This window comes from Streptomyces sp. NPDC004609 (genome assembly GCF_042873655.1).
Taxonomy (GTDB): Bacteria; Actinomycetota; Actinomycetes; order Streptomycetales; family Streptomycetaceae; genus Streptomyces.
In genome coordinates this window covers 34,229-50,376 of the sequence record NZ_JBIALS010000004.1, presented here as the reverse complement: position 1 = coordinate 50,376, position 16,148 = coordinate 34,229, and the positions used below count along the sequence as shown (strand labels likewise).

Here is a 16,148-nt window from a genome sequence, read left to right as displayed (position 1 = left end):
TCCGCGTCGGCGTCGCTGCCCCCGCCGTGCCCGTCGGCGGGCTCCGTGTCGGCGGGCGCCGCCCGGCGCACCCGTTCCCTCCGCCCCGCCCCGGCTCTGGTTGCCGACCCCCGGTCACGCCCCGGGTCACGCTCCCGGTTGATCACGGAGAGCGCGTCCGACCTCGGGCGATCCCGCCCCTCCCTCCGTTCGAACGTTTCTTCGAAATTGGTCTATCGTGAGAGAGGAGGAGTTCGCGAGGGTCGATTCGACCGGAGGGAGCGTTGTGGCTGGTGAGAGGAGGTGCGTATGTCGTTTACGCATCTCCGCGCGGCCTCCGGGTACTCCCTCCGCTACGGAGCCAGCCATGTCCAGGATCTGGCGGAGAGAGCCGCGGAACGGGGCCTCGACGCGCTCGCGCTGAGCGATCGGGACAGCCTCGCGGGCGCGGTGCGCCATGCCAAGGCGTGCGCCAGGGCCGGTGTCCGGCCGCTGTTCGGTGCCGATCTCGCGATGCCCGCCGTGCCCGATGCCGGGTTCGCGGGAGCCGGGTTCGCGGGCGCCGGTCACAGCGGTGGCGCCGGGCACGGCGGAAGCGGAACGGCCCGGCCCGAGCACACGACTGCCGTGGGCGACGCCGCCAGGGGCCCCGCCGGGAGTGCCGAGGGCGCCGGGAGCAGCGGTGCCGCCGCGCGCGGCGCCGGACGTTCCCGTACGCCCGCCAGAGGCGGAGCCTTCGTCGAGGAGGCCCCCCAGCGCGCCACCGTACTGGCGCGGACGCCGGCCGGCTGGGCTGCGCTGTGCCGTCTGGTGTCGGCCTCGGCGGCGGACGGGATCACCTGGGGCGATCTGGACGGAGCGCCCGGCGCGGAGCTGTTCGTCCTGCTCGGCGCGGACTCCGAGGTCGGCCGGGCGCTGGCCCAGGGGCGGCCGGACCGGGCGGTGCGGCTGCTGGAGCCGTGGCGGGAGCGGTTCGGGGACGCGCTGCGGCTGGAGGTCGTCTGCCACGACCGGCCCGGGACCGGGCCGGGGTCGCTGCGGCTGGCCGCGCGGATGCTCGGCTTCGCGGACGAGCAGCGGATCACCGCGGTGCTGACCAACGCGGTCCGTTACGCCGACCCCGGCCAGGGCGAGATCGCGGACATCCTCGACTCGGCGCGGCTGCTGGTGCCGGTCGACACCCGTGACGGCGCGCTGCTGGACGGCGGCGAGCGGTGGCTCAAGGACGCCGGGAGCATGGAGCGGATCGCCGAGCGGGTCACCGAGGCGGCCGGGCGCCCCGCCCGGCGGGCGCGGGAACTGCTGGCGGCGACGGAGGAGACGGCGGCGGCCTGTGAGGTGGACCCGGGGGACGCGTTCGGGCTGGGTCGGCTGCATCTGCCGGAGCCGCATCTGATCGGCGCCACGCGGGAGACGGCGGACCGGGTGCTGGCCGCCCGGTGCGCGGGGGCGATGATGCACCGCGGCCACCACCGCGACGCCGCGCGCTGGGACCGGCTGGAGAGCGAGCTGCGGATCATCGCGGGGCGCGGGCTCGCCGGGTACTTCCTGACCATGGCGGAGATCGTGGAGGTCACCAGAGGCCTGGGCGTACGGGTGTCGGCGCGCGGCTCGGGAGTGGGTTCGCTGGTGGTGCACCTGCTCGGGATGAGCCCGGTCGACCCCGTGGAGCGCGGGCTTCTGATGGAACGTTTCCTCTCCCCGTACCGCACCGCCATGCCGGATATCGACCTGGATGTGGAGAGCGCGCGGCGGGTGGAGGTCTACCAGGCGGTGCTGAAACGTTTCGGCAATGAGCGGGTGGCCACGCTCGCCGTCTACGAGACCTACCGGGCGCGCGGTGCGATCGAGGCCGTGGCGCGGGCGCGCGGCATCGAGCCGGAGGAGGCGCACCGGCTGGCCAGGAGCTTCCCGCAGATCCGGGCGAAGGACGTCCGGGCGTCCCTGCGGGAGCTGCCGGAGCTGCGGGAGGTCGCCGGGGAGGACCACGGGCGGCTGTGGACGCTGGTGGAGGCGCTGGACGGGCTGCCGCACGGCATGGCGATGCACCCCTGCGGCCTGCTGATCTCGGACGACGGGCTGCTGGACCGTACCCCGGTGGTGCCCACCACGGTCGACGGCATCTCCATGGCCCAGTTCGACAAGGAGGACGTGGAGGACACGGGACACATCAAGGCCGATCTGATCGGCGTACGGATGCAGTCGGCGCTCGCCCACGCGGTCGCCGAGATCGGGCGCGCCACGGGCGAGCGACTCGACATCGACGACCCCGCCCAGGTACCGCTGGACGACCCGGCCACCTACCGGCTCATCCAGTCGGCGCAGACCATGGGCTGCTTCCAGATCGAGTCGCCCGGACAGCGGGACCTGGTCCGCAGGCTGAAACCGGCGTCCATGGACGACATCACGCTGGACATCAGCCTGTTCCGGCCCGGCCCGGTCGCCGCGAACATGATCGACCCGCTGATCTCCGTACGCGACGGGCGGTCCAGGGTCGGCTACCCCCACGAGCACCTGCGGGACATCCTGCGCGAGACCAGCGGTCAGGTCGTCTTCCACGAGCAGGTCATCAGGATCATCGAGACGATGACCGGCTGCGACCTCGGGCAGGCGGACGAGGCCCGCCGGGCGCTCTCCGACCGGGACCGGCAGGGGCGGCTGCGCGCCTGGTTCGCCGACCGGGCGCGGCAGCGGGGCTACTCCGCCGAGGTCGTACGGGAGGTGTGGGCCGTACTCGAAGGCTTCGGGGCGTACGGATTCTGCAAGGGGCACGGCGCCGCCTTCGCCCTGCCGACGTACCAGTCCGCGTGGCTGAAGCGGCACCGGGCCGCGGCCTTCTACGCCGGGCTGCTCACCCATGATCCGGGGATGTACCACAAGCGGGTGTTCGTCGCGGACGCCCGCCGCCGGGGGGTGCCGCTGCTGCTCCCGGACGTCAACCACGCCCATTCCGACTCCCGGATCGAATCGGTGCGCACCCACCCCGCCCCCGGCAACGTACCGACGTCCGGGAAAGGCAGCGAACCGATGTCCGAGAAATGGGGGGTGCGGATCGGCCTCGCGCATATCCGGGGCATCAGCGCGGCCGAGACCGGCCGGATCATCACCGGGCAGCCCTATGTCTCGCTCCAGGACTTCTGGCAGCGCGCCCGCCCCAGCCGCCCCACCGCCGACCGGCTCGCCCGCGTCGGCGCGCTCGACTGCCTCGGCACGGGTCGCCGGGACCTGCTGCTGGAGATCGCCGAACTGCACCGGCAGGGGCGGGCGTCCACCGGATCCGGCCAGCTCCCCCTCGGGGACGACGGCGGCGGCGACGGCCCGGCCACCCCGAGCGGGCTGCCCGCCATGGACGGCTGGGACCAGCTCGCCGCCGAACTGGACGTACTCGACATGGATGTCACCCGCCATCTCCTCGACGACCATCTGTCCCTGCTGACCGATGTCGGCGCCACCCCCGCCGCCCGCCTCGGACAGCTGCCGCACGGCACCACGGTCCTGGTCGCCGGAGTGAAGACCGCCACCCAGACCCCGCCGATACGCGGTGGGCGGCGGGTGATCTTCGCGACCCTCGACGACCCCACCGGCCTGTCCGACCTGGCCTTCTTCGAGGACAGCCACGACCTGTGCGCGTCCACCGTCTTCCACAGCGCCCTGCTGCTGGTACGCGGCACGGTCAGCCGCCCCCGGAACCGGCCGCGCAGCCTGAGCGTCACCGGGCTCGCCGCCTGGGACTTCGCCGAACTGATCGACCTGTACCGTGACGGCGGTGCCTCGGCCGTCGCCGACCGGCTCACCCGCCCCGCCCCGGCGGCCCGTTCCGCCACCGCCGGAAGCCGGACGCTCACCGAGCCCACCGGTTACGTCATGAACGCATGGGCCGATCTGCGGCCCCCCGGCGTCCCCCTCGTCGGCGGCCGTACCCTCCACCACGCCAGCCGGGGAAGTGCGGGATGATCCTCTACGTCCACTTCGGTGCCCCGGGCGGCGAGGCCGCCTACCGCAGGCTTCTCGGTCTCCTGCGCGGGATCACCCCCGTCGTCCAGGCGGCGCCGCCCGACGCGGCCCTCGCCGATGTCACGGGAGCCCACCGCTACTTCCGGCGGGACGCGTTCGAACTCGCCGCCCTCGTCCGTATGCGCGCCGCCGGTGTGTACGGCGCCGACTGCACCATCGGCATCGGCCCCAACCCGCTGCTCGCCCGGATCGCCGCGCAGTCCGGGCCGCCGGGCTCGATCCGGGCCACCCCCACGGACCCGGACGGCGTCGCCGCGTATCTCGCGCCCCTGCCGGTGGCCGCGCTGCCCGGCGTCGGGCCCGCCACCGTACGCACCCTCGCCCCCTACGGCCTTCACACCATCGGCGACCTCCGCCGCGTCCCGCCCCTGACCCTCCAGCGCATCCTCGGCGGGCCCACCGGACGCCGGCTCCAGCAGTACGCCGACGGCATCGACCCCACCCCGGTCACCCCCACCGCCCCGCCGCGCGCCCTCACCGCCACCCATGACTTCGGCCGCGACGAACTCGACCCCCGGCAGCACCACCGCGCCCTGCTCGCGAACGCCGAGGAACTCGGCTGGCGGCTCCGCAGCGACCATCAGGTCGCCCGCGTCCTCGTCCTCACGATCGGTTACGCCGACCGGTCCACGACCACCCGCGCGCGTACGCTGCCCGAGCCGACCGCGCACTCCCCGGCGCTCGCCGACGCCGCCGACCGGATGTACACGGCGCTGGCTCTCCAGCGGGCCCGGGTCCGCGCCGTCACCCTCCGGGCGGAGGACATCGGCCCCGCCGAACTCGCCACCCATCAGCTGACCTTCGACCCGTCCGACGACACCGCCCGCAGGATCGAGGCCGCCGCGGACCGGGCCCGCGCCCGCTTCGGCCCCTCGGCTGTCCGTCCGGCCGCGCTGGCGGGGCTGCCTCCTGCCCCGGGCCCGGAAGCGCCGGGATCCGGCTGACCGCGTCGACCGGGAGGCGGCGGGGCCGCGTTGGCGGGAGTTCGCCGGACGACGGACAGGGGACAGCCCCGCCCTGGCGAGCAGGACGGGGCTGTGCCGGGCCATGGGGAGAGCGGTTCCCGCCGGCCCGCTTGCGGAAGGCGTACGGACGGTCAGTAGCTCGGAGCCAGCTTCGGGTTCGGGCCGTACTGGTTTTCCTCCGGCTTGCCCTCCGTGGCCAGGAAGACGAGCAGCACGATGAAGCCCACGACCGGGACGAGGGCGATGAAGAACCACCAGCCCGAGCGGCCCGTGTCGTGCATCCGGCGGGCGAAGACACCCAGGGAGGGCAGCAGGACGGCGAGGGCGTAGACGCCCGAGAAAAGGGCGACCGTGCCGAAGATGCTGTCGAGGATGCTCAGGACGATGCTGATGATCGTGCTGAACAGTGTGAACATCCAGTATTCCTGGCGGCGGGCCCGCCCGTTGAATACCGCGTACTTCTTGAGCACATCTGTGTACCAATGCATGGGTGTCCCCCGAGGATGCGGTGGGGCCCGTCCTTCACGGAGCGAGCCAGGGGCAGAAGGTAAGCGCCTTGAAGTGTTCGGGTCAAGCGGAGAAGGACGGTTCCGGGCGAGCTGTTATATGAGGGAAATCGAAAGCCCGCGAATTCTTCCCGAACCGGCCACAAGTGCCTGTGGAACGGGCGTTCCGGATTTCTTTCCTCCGTATTCAGGGCCCGCGTAACTGGTGTGGACCACCGGGCGGACCGGCCCGAGCGGGGCGTCCCGGACCGGACGGGAGGGGGCGGGAGGGGCCGGGGGAGGGCGGGGCAACCGTCCCCGGATCACGCTCCGATCCGCCCGACATGCAGGAAATGACCTTCAATGCTGGGATAGGTGACAGTGCGCGACCGCAGCACCACTGCTCTGCCGGGGGCCCAGGGGTGCCCGGCCGTTCGACAAGGAGACATCCGTGGCCACGCTCACCGCCTGGAAGTTCCACACTCCCGAGGGCGCCGCCCAGGTCGAGGACACCCTGAAGTCGCTCCAGAAGCAGAGCCTCATCCAGATCCACGATGCCGCCGTCGTGACCTGGCCGACCGACCGTAAACAGCCGAAGACCAAGCAGCTCCACAACCTCGCCGCCGTCGGCGCCCTGTCCGGGACCTTCTGGGGGATGCTCTTCGGCCTGATCTTCTTCGTGCCGCTGCTCGGCGCGGCGATCGGCGCCGCCGCCGGTGCGATCGGCGGGTCGCTCGCGGACGTCGGAATCGACGACGACTTCATCGCCGGCGTCCGCAAGGAGGTGGAGCCGGGCACCTCCGCGCTCTTCCTGCTGACCTCGGACACGGTGGTGGACCGTGTCCACGACGCGTTCCCGCCCGGAACCGCCGAGTTGATCCGCAGCAATCTCTCCAAGGACGACGAGGCCAAGCTCCGGGAGATGTTCGAGGCTGCCTGAGCGGGGATTCCCACGGGGAAACACGGTGGATATCACGGCGTGATGCAGGTGTACGGCCCGGTCTCCTTGGGAAAGCCGGGCCGTACCGCGTCAGTCGGCCGGGGCCGTCGCCGCCTCCGCGCCGTCCCGTCGGCCGGGCACCCCCGCGCCCCGGCTTTCCGTACCGTTCTCCGTCCCGCCCTCCCCGCCGTTCGAGGTCTCCGCCCCGCTCTCGTACGCGTACTGGCGTGACTGGGTCAGATACATCCGGCGGAAAGAGCCACCCCGCCCCCCGGCTTCAGCTCCGCCTCCGGCACCGGCCTTTTCGCCGACGCCGTCACAGGCCCCTTCCCCCGCCCGCATCAGCTCCGCGAACGAACCGTGCTCGATGACCCGCCCCTTCTCCAGCACATAGATCTCGTCCGCGTGCCGGACGCTGTGCAGCCGGTGGGTGATCAGGACGACCGTCTGCCCCTCGGCCGCGAGATCGCGGATCTGGTCGAAGACCCGCTGCTCGGCCTCCGCGTCCAGCGCGCTGGTGGGCTCGTCCACGACGAGGATCCGCGCGTCGCGGTGGCGGGCGCGGGCGATGCCGAGGCGCTGCCACTGCCCGCCCGAGATCTGGTGGCCGCCCTTGTAACCGCGGGCGAGCAGGGTGTCCCAGCCGCGGGGGAGCGAGGTGATCGTCTCGTCGGCTCCGGCGTACTCGGCCGCCGCGTCCAGCAGCGGTTCGTCGTGCGGTGCGTCGGGGCGGCCGATGGCGACATTGACCCGCGCGGTGAACGGCCAGCGGTAGAAGTCCTGCGCGACGACGGCGATCCGGTCGAACAGCTCGTTCCGGTCGGCCTCCGCCGCGTCGACGCCGTCCCAGAGGATCCGGCCCGAGTCGGGGACGTACAGACCGCAGAGCAGTTTGGCGAGCGTGGACTTGCCGCTGCCGTTGTTGCCGACGAGCGCCACGATCCGGCCGGTGGGGATGGTCACGTCCACCCCGTCGAGCGCGGGCTCGTCGTGGTCGCCGGGGTAGGTGAAGGTGACGTTCTCGAAGCGGATCGCGCGCAGGTCCTCAGGGAGCGGGCGGCCCGTCGTGGGGATCAGCCGGCGGTCCGCCTCCCGGCAGAGCCGGTCCAGGTCGGCGACGAACAGGCTCTCCTCGTACAGGTAGTTGAGCTGGATGACGAGAGCCTCCAGATTGGCGGAGCCGGTGCGGATGGCGATGACCGCCGTACTGGCGACCGCCAGATCCATCGCGCCCGCCCACAGCAGCAGACCGAGTGTCGCGTACGTGGCGGCGGCGGTGAGCCCGGTCCAGGCGGAGGCGACCAGGCCGGTACGGGCCGCGAGCCCGGCCAGCCGGGTCTGCTCGCGCTCTCCGGTCTCGGCCATCGTGCGGAAGTGCCTCAGCAGGAACGGGCCGATGTGGTGGACCCGTACCTCGGGCGCGGCCTGCGCGTCGATGAGGAGACGGCCGAGCAGCTGACCGGCGCGGGCGTGCTGGACCCAGATGTGGAACGAGACATAGCGGCGGCGGGCGATCGTCAGCGAACTCCAGGCGCTGGGCAGGGTCATCAGCGCGAGCAGCGGCAGCAGGGCGGGGTGCAGGATCGTCAGCACACCGGCGGCGGCCGTCAGCGAGATGGTGGCATTCACCACCGAGGTACAGAACCTGATCATCCGGCGCGCGGACTCGGCGCCCCACTGGGCGGAGTCCAGCAGCTTGTGGAACTGCTCGTCCTCGACCGCCTCCAGCTCGACGCGCGCCACCCGCTCCAGATACTCCTCGGTCGCCACCCGGAACACCTTGGGTTCGAGGCGGCCCGTCCCGGCGGTGGAGGCCGACCGCATCAGCGCGGCGATCAGGGCGGTCACCGCCACGGCGACGAAGGCCGGCACGGCGGCGAGGAGGCGTTCGCCCGGCTCGCCCGTCCCCAGGATGTGGACGAGGACCTGGTTGACGGCGACCAGTCCGACGGCCTGTGCGATACCGCTGCCGAATTCCGCGCCCGCCACCTGGCGCAGGGCGCGGCGATCGGCGCGGTGGGCCAGCCGGACCGTGGAGGCGATCAGGCGGGGCATCCGGGCGATCATGCTGCGGAGGCTCAGTTCGAGGAACGAGCCGTCGTGCTCGTTCCAGCCCCCGTCATAGCGGAGAGGGCCGCCGAACAGCAGCTGCTCGGATTCCGAGATCTCCTCGGGCTCCTGGAGTTTCCGGGAATCCTGGGATTCTTGGGATTTCTGGGTTCCTTGGGGCTCCTGGGATTTCCGGCCGTGCGTGCCGGGCCTCTCCGTCTTCGTGGACGCGTTCGCGGACGCCTTCGTGGACGTCCGCGCTCTCCCAGATCGGCGTGCCGTTCCGGATTCCCGCACCGCACCGGATTCCCGAATGGTTCCGGTCTCCCGAACGGTTCCGGATTCCGGTGACGTTCCGGATTCCCGGGCCGTCCGGGAATCCGGCGCCGTATCGGGTTGAGGTCCCCCCTCGGAATCCTGTGCCTGCCGGGCCTCCCCGGTCCCGTCAGCCCCTTCGGTCCCGGAGGTCGCCTGCTTCCCCGTTCGATTCTCTGTGCTCTCGCCGCGCTGTGTCATACGAGCCACCCGTCTCGGTAGTACGTGAGCCCTGCGTTCCGGCGCCCGTACAACGCTGCTGATCAGAGATGCGTAACGGTCGGCCATCGGTCAGAAATTCGATATCCGGGCCGTGTTGCCCGTGGGCGCGCGGCGCGGTCGCCGTGATCCGCAGTTCGAATCACAGGGGCGGTGGGGGCCACCCGAACCGGGGGTTGTCAGGACACTCGGGGCTCTTCATCCGGGCGCGTCGGGCTCTCCGGCCGTCGCGGGTCGTATCGATGACGGACAGGCACCCACCGACGGATGAGGAGCCCACCCCGTGGCGGAGGCGCGCACCCGGCGGAGGGCAACGCCGCCGCGCGGGGCCGCCTGATGCATACGGGCGGCCGGGACCGCTCTCCCGCGCGCCGGGCGCCTACGGCTGCGGCTCGCGCCTGATCAGCAGCACCGCCACATCGTCGTATCCGGGGTGAGTGAAAGCGTCCGATACGAGGATGTCGGCCAGCTCCTCCAGATCGGCCGGCTTGTCGGGACCGCTGTTCTGGGCCTTTTTCATCCACTGGCCGAAGGCCGCGGACACCGCCCCCACGGCCTCGTCGTACGAACGGTCGGGGCGGTCCACCAGCCCGTCCGTGAAGAGCAGCAGGGCCGCGCCCGGCCGGAGTTGGCCGTGGAAGACGGGGTACCGGTCGTCCGGCGCGTATCCGAGCGGGACTGTGCCGGGCACCGCCAGCTCGTGGACGGTGCCGTCCGGCTCGGACTGGAGCGGGCTCGGATGTCCGGCCCGTACGATCTGGAGATGCCCGGCGCGCGGTGACACATCGGCGATGCAGCAGGTGGCGAACCGATCCGTGTCCAGGCCCCACAGGGTCTGATTGCCACGGGCCATCAGATGCTCGGCGCGGTAGCCGTCCGACGCGTGCGCCCGCAGGGCCGTGCGCAGCTGGCCCATGACCCCGGCGGCCTGCGCGCTGTGCCCCTGCACATCGCCGATCACGAACGACGCGCCGCCGTCCTCGCGCGGCATCATGTCGAACCAGTCACCGCCGACCTGCATGCCCTCGGAGGCCGGGAGATAGCGTGCGGCGACCTCGAAGCCGGGCAGCCGCGGCAGGGTGCGCGGCATCATCAGTTCCTGGAGTTCGGTCATCCGTGCCCGGAACACGTCGGAGAGCCGGGCGCGGGCCAGGGACTGGGCGAGGATGCCGGAGACGGCGGCGGCGACGAGCTGGTCGTCGGGGCTGAACTCGCGGGGCTCGTCGAACGAGATGAGACAGGTCCCGACCGTGCCGTCCGCCGAGGTGAGCGGCAGGAAAACCAACGCGTGATGATGGTCGGCGGGGCGCAGACGGGCGCCGGGGAAGCGCCGCAGATACGCCTCTCGTGAACCGAAGAACAGGGGCTGGCCCACCCGGAGGGCCTCGGCCATGGGGTTGTCGTCCTCGGTGCCGATCAGCTGCAGCCGTTCCAGGGTCTCCGGGGGATAGCCGACGGCACCCGCGAGCAGGAGCCGTCCGTCGCGTTCGAGGTGGATGGCCATGGCGTGCGCGCCCAGCTCGGGCAGGACCGTGCCGGTCATGGCGCCGATGATGTCCTCGGTCGTCAGCGCGGCGGCGAAGGCGCTGGTCACCCTGAGGACGAACTCCCTGCGAGCCTCACGCCGGGCCGCGCGTTCCCGCTGCTCGGTGATGTCCCAGGCGACGCCCACCATCAGTCCGGGGTCGCCCTCGGGCGTGCGCTCGATGGTGCCCTTCGCCTCCAGCCAGCGGATGGCGCCGTCGGGCCGGATGACGCGGTGGATGGAGTGGTACTCGCCCGACACCAGGCTGCTCTGGACGGCCCGCTCCATGGCGGGCCGGTCGCTGGGGTGTATGGCGTCGAGGAAGGTGTGGACGTGGGCGTCGAACTTCTCGGGGTCGAACCCGAACAGTCTGATCAGTCGTTCGTCCCAGATGATGGTGTCGGTGGGGATGTCCCACTCGAAGGCGCCGACGTTGCCGCCGGACATGGCGAGTTCCAGCCGGGTGCGCCGGGAGTGCCGGGTCCGGCGGGCCAGCTCCTCGCGGTCCGCGGAATCCGGCCCGGGGCCGGGGATGCCCGCCGGGGGCCCGAAACGCTCCAGCACGAGCAGATGCTCCAGCCGGTGTGCGCACACGTCCGCGACCATCGTCAGCAGCTGGTCGTCCTCCGGGGAGAGCGCGCTGGTCCGGGCGAACCGCACGATCAGCCCGCCGAGGCACCGGTTGTCGACCAGCAGCGGCATCACGACGAAGTCGATGGGCACGTTCAGGGCGTCGAGGTCCGGATAGCGCCCCAGCAGGTCTTCGGCCAGTCCGTGGACGGGCCGCTGTTCGCGTACGGCGACGGCGAGCGGGAGCGAGGAGTCGGGGGCGACGGCGGGGAACCGGTCCATGATCTCCTTCTCCATGCCCTTGTACACGGCCAGCCGCATCCATCCGTCGTCCTCGGCGAGGTAGACGGCCCCGGCCTCGGCCCTGATGCCCACGAGCCCGATGTCGAGGGCGGTGGCGAGGAGGGTCTCCGAGTCGGGGCAGTTCAGCAGCCGGATCACGGCGTCCCGCATGGCGGGCCCGGTGCCGGTGCCCGTACTGGTGCTGGTGCCGGTGGTGGTGTCCGTGCCCGTGCCGGTGGTGGTGTCGGTACCTGTGCCGGTGGTGGTGGTGCCGGTGGTGCGTGATGTGGACGCGGGTGCGGATGCTGACCCGCGCGTGGGCGCGGACGGTGTCCCCGACACGGGGGGAGGGAGGGAGGCCGAGGCGGCCGGGTGCGCCGCCTCGGTGGGAGGCGGGGGCCGGGTGACCGCGGGGGAGCCGGGGTCCGGGGGGCGCGAGGGCTCGGGGGGCCGGTCCGCGGGGGAACTCGGCGCCGCCCGGTCCGCGCCGCGGGGGATGTCTTCCGCTGCCACTGCCTCACCTCCTCACTTCACGTGCTCACCCATGCGACGGCCCGGGTCAGGTACGACCCGGTCGTCCTCCTCCTCTCCGGTCCGGTGGCCCCGGCACGGCCGGGCGCCGGTCTCCGTAACGGCCGCGCCCCCTTCCAGGGGCGGCTCTCTCGACCAGTTTCCTCCTTCTGGGCCGCCGGGGGTGGGTGCGACCGCCACCGGGGGCCCGCCCGCCCGGACCACCGCCCTTCCACCCGGTCCCGGACGTCGAATCCGTTCTCGGAACCGATCGTGGAACCGGCCTCGAATCCGATCGCGTAACCGGCCTTGGGGCGGGCCTCGGGGCGGGCCTGGTGCCGGGCTCCGACGAGTCCCGCGAGGACGCTGTCGGCAAGACCCGATCGACTAAAATTCCAGCAAAGTGGAGTCTTATGAGTTTATTACTCATATGGGACTTTTGTCGGTCCTTTTCAGGGCTCCGGGCGGGAACCCTGGGAGCAGGACGACGCCCTCCGGCGGACGCTCGCCCTCCACAAGATCCGGTGGACCGCCCGACATCCCACAAGGAAGCCATGTCACTCGTGCACCCCTCCGACACGACCCCAGCCGCCCCCGATACACCCCAGGCCCCCGTACCGGACGCCGCCACCCTCGCGTCCCTCGTGGAGGACGCCGCACTGGCCCCGTCCATGCACAACGCCCAACCCTGGGCCTTCGCCTTCGACCCCCGGGCCCGCATGTTCCGGGTACGGGCCGATCCGGCGCGCGAGATGCCGGTGGCCGACCCCGACCGCAGGGCACTCCACCTCGGCTGTGCCGCCGCGATCTTCAATCTCCGGGTCGCCGTCGTGCACGCGGGCTGGGAGCCCGTCACCCGGCTGCTCCCCGACCCCTCGGCCCCCGAACTGCTGGCGGAGGTGGAACTCGCCCGCCCCCGCGAGACGTACGACGAACTCGCCGACCTCTACCCCGCGCTCCACCGCCGGCACACCAGCCGCGCCCCCTTCCGCGAGGAGCGGATCGAGGAAACCCTGCTCGACGTCCTGCGCCGGGCGGCCCTTCTCGAAGGCGCACGGCTCGCGTTCCCCGACGACTTCCACCGGAAGACGATCCTCGAACTGGGGAACGAGGCCGGCATCCGTGAGTTCCACGACCCCGCGCACCGGGAGGAGACCGCCCGCTGGACCGGCGACCGGACCGACGCCCCCACGGATACCGGTACGGATACCGGTACGGACGCCCGCGCGGAGAGCGGCGCGGGCCAGGGGCCTCGTGACGTGCCGGGTGGCGAGCCGCGTGGCGACGGCATTCCCGGTTACGCCTTCGGCCCGCGCCCGCGCACCGGCGGCGCCCCGATGCGCGACTTCGGCACGCCCGAGGGCAGCCTCGCCCACGAGCTCGCCGACTTCGAGCAGGCTCCGCAGCTCGCCCTGCTCGGCACCACCCATGACCGTCCGCTCGACTGGCTCCGGGCCGGCCAGGCGATGGAACGCGTCCTCCTCGAAGCGACCCTCGACGGCCTCTCCACCTCCGTCGCCTCCCAGGCCCTGGAGTGGAGCGACCTGCGCTGGGCGGTGCGCGACCCCGCTTCGGCGATGGGCCACGTACACATGGTCATCAGACTGGGATACGGGCCCGCCGGGCCGCTGACACACAGGCGCTCGGTGGACGACGTGCTGTCGATCGACACGTACGAGGAGTAGCGGACCCTGCGCCCAGGGCCTGCGCCCAGGGCCTGCGCCCAGGGCCTGCGCCCAGGGCCTGCGCCCAGGGCCTGCGCCCAGGGGGCCGGGAGGTGCCGACGGGCGCGGTGCCCGAGAGGCGCGGGGACGCGCGGTCGGCCCCGCCCTCACTTCGCGTCGGCGTAGCACTCCACCACCGCCGTCGTGAACGGGAACCGCACCGGGGTCTCGCCGAAGGCGATGTGCCCCGCCAGGTCCCCCGCCTCGTGGATCGCCTTCACCACCGTGTCGGCCTCCTCGGCCGGGCAGTGCACGACCACCTCGTCGTGCTGGAAGAAGACCAGCTCGGCCCGCAGGGGGGACAGGGCTTGGCGCAGGGCGGCGAGAAGGAGCAGGGCCCAGTCGGCCGCGCTGCCCTGCACCACGAAGTTACGGGTGAAGCGCCCCCAGGCCCGCGCGTCGGAGGAGGTGCCCCGGGGTCCGTCGCCCCCGCCCGGCGGGCCGTCCGGATCGGACGCCCCGCCGTCCTGCGGCAGCCCGGCCTCATCGTCGTCGTCGCCCGCCCCGGACGCCCGGGGACTCGTGCGCCCCAGCCAGGTGCGGACCAGCCGGCCTTCCTCGCCCGCCCGCGCCGCCTCGTCCACATAGGCGACGGCGGCCGGGAACCGGCGCCGCAGGGCCGCCAGGTTCTTCAGACCGTCGCCGGAGGTCTGGCCGTAGACCGCGCCGAGCAGCGCGAGCTTGGCGTGCTCGCGGTCGCCGGAGAAGGCCCGGTCGGACAGGACGGAGTACAGATCGCCGCCATGACCGGCGACCTCCATCAGACCGGGGTCGCGGGAGATCGCGGCCAGCACCCGTGGCTCCATCTGGTCGGCGTCGGCGACCACCAGCCGCCAGCCCTCGTCCGCGACCACCGCCCGCCGGATCACCTTCGGTATCTGGAGCGCCCCGCCGCCGTTGGTCGTCCAGCGCCCGGAGACCGTGCCGCCGGGCAGATAGCCGGGCCGGAAGCGCCCGTCCCGCACCCAGTCCTGGAGCCAGCTCCAGCCGTGCGCCACCCAGATCCGGTACAGCTTCTTGTACTGGATCAGCGGCTCCACCGCCGGGTGGTCGACCTCCTCCAGCTCCCAGCGCCGGGTCGACCGCAGTCTGATGCCCGCCCCCGCGAACGCCTTCACCACATCCGCGGGCAGATCCGGCCGCACCCGCCGCCCGAACGCCGCCGACACCTCGTCCGCCAGCTCTGCCAGCCTCCGCGGCTCGCCCCCGCCCGCGTACCGCTCGCCCAGCAGCTCGTGCAGCACCCGCCGGTGCACATCCGCCCGCCACGGCAGCCCCGCGCGGTTCATCTCCGCGGCGACCAGCATCCCCGCCGACTCGGCGGCCGTCAGCAGCCGCATCCGCCCCGGGTGCTCGGCCGCCTCGTGCCGCCGCAGCTGCTCCCCGTACACCTCCAGCAGCGACTCCAGCGGTACGGGCACGGGCTGGGGCTCGAACAGCGACGACTGCGACCCGGGCTCGGCCGCGCGGGGGCGCGGATCGGGCGGCACCGGGGCGTGCCGCAGCCGCGCGAGCGCCGCCGCGGCCGAGCGCGGCTCCCCGGAACGCCCCTCGTGCCCCAGCAGCAACAGCTCCGCGTCCTCGATGTCGTAACACCGCTCGACGCGCACCCCGGCGGCCAGCAGCCGGGGGTAGATCTCGGCGGTGGACCGCCACACCCACCGCTCCACCCGGGGCCGCGACCGGACGGCCTCGACCAGGTCGGGCTCCTCCACCACGGGCCCGGCGGGCAGCCCGTCGGGGCCGAGGGGGACGAGCCGCGCCCCGTCGCCCTCCGCCGCCGCCAGCGCCCACCGACCACCCATGTCCCCGAGTCTTGCACCCACCACTGACATCGACGGTGACCGGCGGGTTCCGGTGGCCGTGGCGCCACCCCGCGCGTCACGCCCTCCAGAGCGCCCGCGTGCCCGGGCACGGCGCACCCGTCCCCCGGGCCCCATGCAGCGCCCGCCCCGCGCCCGGACCCCGAGTACCGTCCCCCGCGCACCGCCTACTCCGCCCCTGCCGATGTCACCCCAGCGCGCGGATCACCCGTGCCGGGTTCCCCACCGCCAGTACCCCGGGCGGCAGGTCCTTCGTCACCACGGCCCCCGCCCCCACGACGGTGTTCTCCCCGATCGTCACCCCCGGGCAGACGATCACCCCGCCGCCCAGCCAGACGTTGTCCCCGATCGTGATCGGCTCGCCCTTCTCCCAGCCCGCGCGACGGCGCTCGGCGTCCAGCTCGTGCGTCGGCGTCAGCAGTTGTACGTTCGGCCCGATCTGGACGTCCGAGCCGATCGTGATCGGGCCGATGTCCAGGAAGACCGCGTTGACGTTCACGAAGACCCGGTCGCCGACCGAGATCCGGGCGCCGAAGTCGCACTGGAACGGCGGCCGGATCCGTACGCCCTCACCCACCGAGCCCAGCAGCTCGCGCAGTATCGCGGCCCGCTTCTCCGGGGGCGCGCCACCGTTCGCGTTGTACGCCGCGCACAGCGCGACCCGGCGCAGGGTGTCCGCCTTCAGTTCGGGATCGTCCGCGATGTACCACTCACCGGCCAGCATCCGGTCCTTCTGCTCGCCCACTCC

The 16,148-nt window shown here is 72.8% G+C and carries 9 protein-coding genes; 4 read left to right on the top strand and 5 right to left on the bottom strand.

The window, feature by feature from the left end; all coding sequences use genetic code 11:
• The first annotated feature begins 288 nt into the window (after nucleotides 1-288).
• Nucleotides 289-3,933 carry a DNA polymerase III subunit alpha gene (dnaE, locus tag ACFYT4_RS04995; protein ID WP_389265356.1) on the top strand — a complete coding sequence of 1,215 codons (3,645 nt, stop codon included), beginning with the start codon at nucleotides 289-291 and terminating at the stop codon, nucleotides 3,931-3,933.
• Nucleotides 3,930-4,937: a hypothetical protein gene (locus ACFYT4_RS04990; RefSeq protein WP_389265354.1), complete on the top strand. Its 1,008-nt coding sequence runs from the start codon at nucleotides 3,930-3,932 to the stop codon at nucleotides 4,935-4,937. The genes dnaE and ACFYT4_RS04990 overlap by 4 nt, the downstream gene beginning before the upstream one ends.
• Nucleotides 4,938-5,089: 152 nt before the next feature.
• On the opposite strand, the gene ACFYT4_RS04985 is transcribed toward ACFYT4_RS04990, so the two are convergent.
• Nucleotides 5,090-5,446, bottom strand: a complete 357-nt coding sequence (locus ACFYT4_RS04985) for a DUF805 domain-containing protein (protein ID WP_389265352.1) — start codon at nucleotides 5,444-5,446, stop codon at nucleotides 5,090-5,092.
• A gap of 448 nt (nucleotides 5,447-5,894) precedes the next feature.
• Between ACFYT4_RS04985 and ACFYT4_RS04980 the strand changes: the two genes are divergently transcribed.
• Entirely contained in the window at nucleotides 5,895-6,383 is a 489-nt protein-coding gene (locus ACFYT4_RS04980) for a DUF1269 domain-containing protein (RefSeq protein ID WP_389265351.1), read from the top strand.
• 90 nt (nucleotides 6,384-6,473) lie between these two features.
• Here the strand turns inward: ACFYT4_RS04980 and ACFYT4_RS04975 are convergent, their stop codons facing one another.
• Together ACFYT4_RS04975 and ACFYT4_RS04970 are read right to left on the bottom strand one after the other, a co-directional pair.
• Complete coding sequence (locus ACFYT4_RS04975; RefSeq protein ID WP_389265764.1) at nucleotides 6,474-8,450, bottom strand: ABC transporter ATP-binding protein; 1,977 nt, start codon at nucleotides 8,448-8,450, stop codon at nucleotides 6,474-6,476.
• An 895-nt stretch (nucleotides 8,451-9,345) separates the two neighbouring features.
• Complete coding sequence (locus ACFYT4_RS04970) at nucleotides 9,346-11,685, bottom strand: SpoIIE family protein phosphatase (RefSeq protein ID WP_389265349.1); 2,340 nt, start codon at nucleotides 11,683-11,685, stop codon at nucleotides 9,346-9,348.
• Nucleotides 11,686-12,407: 722 nt separating this feature from the next.
• Here ACFYT4_RS04970 and ACFYT4_RS04965 point away from each other — a divergent pair.
• Complete coding sequence (locus tag ACFYT4_RS04965) at nucleotides 12,408-13,538, top strand: nitroreductase (RefSeq protein ID WP_389265347.1); 1,131 nt, start codon at nucleotides 12,408-12,410, stop codon at nucleotides 13,536-13,538.
• Nucleotides 13,539-13,684: 146 nt separating this feature from the next.
• Here ACFYT4_RS04965 and ACFYT4_RS04960 read toward each other — a convergent pair whose 3' ends face one another.
• Both ACFYT4_RS04960 and ACFYT4_RS04955 read right to left on the bottom strand, forming a co-directional pair.
• On the bottom strand, nucleotides 13,685-15,382 hold the full coding sequence (locus tag ACFYT4_RS04960) for a bifunctional 3'-5' exonuclease/DNA polymerase (protein WP_389265345.1): 1,698 nt from the start codon (nucleotides 15,380-15,382) through the stop codon (nucleotides 13,685-13,687).
• 205 nt (nucleotides 15,383-15,587) lie between these two features.
• Entirely contained in the window at nucleotides 15,588-16,145 is a 558-nt protein-coding gene (locus tag ACFYT4_RS04955) for a sugar O-acetyltransferase (protein ID WP_389265344.1), read from the bottom strand.
• Nucleotides 16,146-16,148 lie beyond the last annotated feature (3 nt).

Excerpts from the sequence above, each read along its gene's own strand:
- dnaE (WP_389265356.1), top strand. The coding sequence starts at position 289 with ATGTCGTTTACGCATCTCCGCGCGGCCTCCGGGTACTCCCTCCGCTAC.
- ACFYT4_RS04990 (WP_389265354.1), top strand. The coding sequence starts at position 3,930 with ATGATCCTCTACGTCCACTTCGGTGCCCCGGGCGGCGAGGCCGCCTAC.
- ACFYT4_RS04985 (WP_389265352.1), bottom strand. The coding sequence starts at position 5,446 with ATGCATTGGTACACAGATGTGCTCAAGAAGTACGCGGTATTCAACGGG.
- ACFYT4_RS04975 (WP_389265764.1), bottom strand. The coding sequence starts at position 8,450 with ATGATCGCCCGGATGCCCCGCCTGATCGCCTCCACGGTCCGGCTGGCC.
- ACFYT4_RS04965 (WP_389265347.1), top strand. The coding sequence starts at position 12,408 with ATGTCACTCGTGCACCCCTCCGACACGACCCCAGCCGCCCCCGATACA.
- ACFYT4_RS04960 (WP_389265345.1), bottom strand. The coding sequence starts at position 15,382 with ATGGGTGGTCGGTGGGCGCTGGCGGCGGCGGAGGGCGACGGGGCGCGG.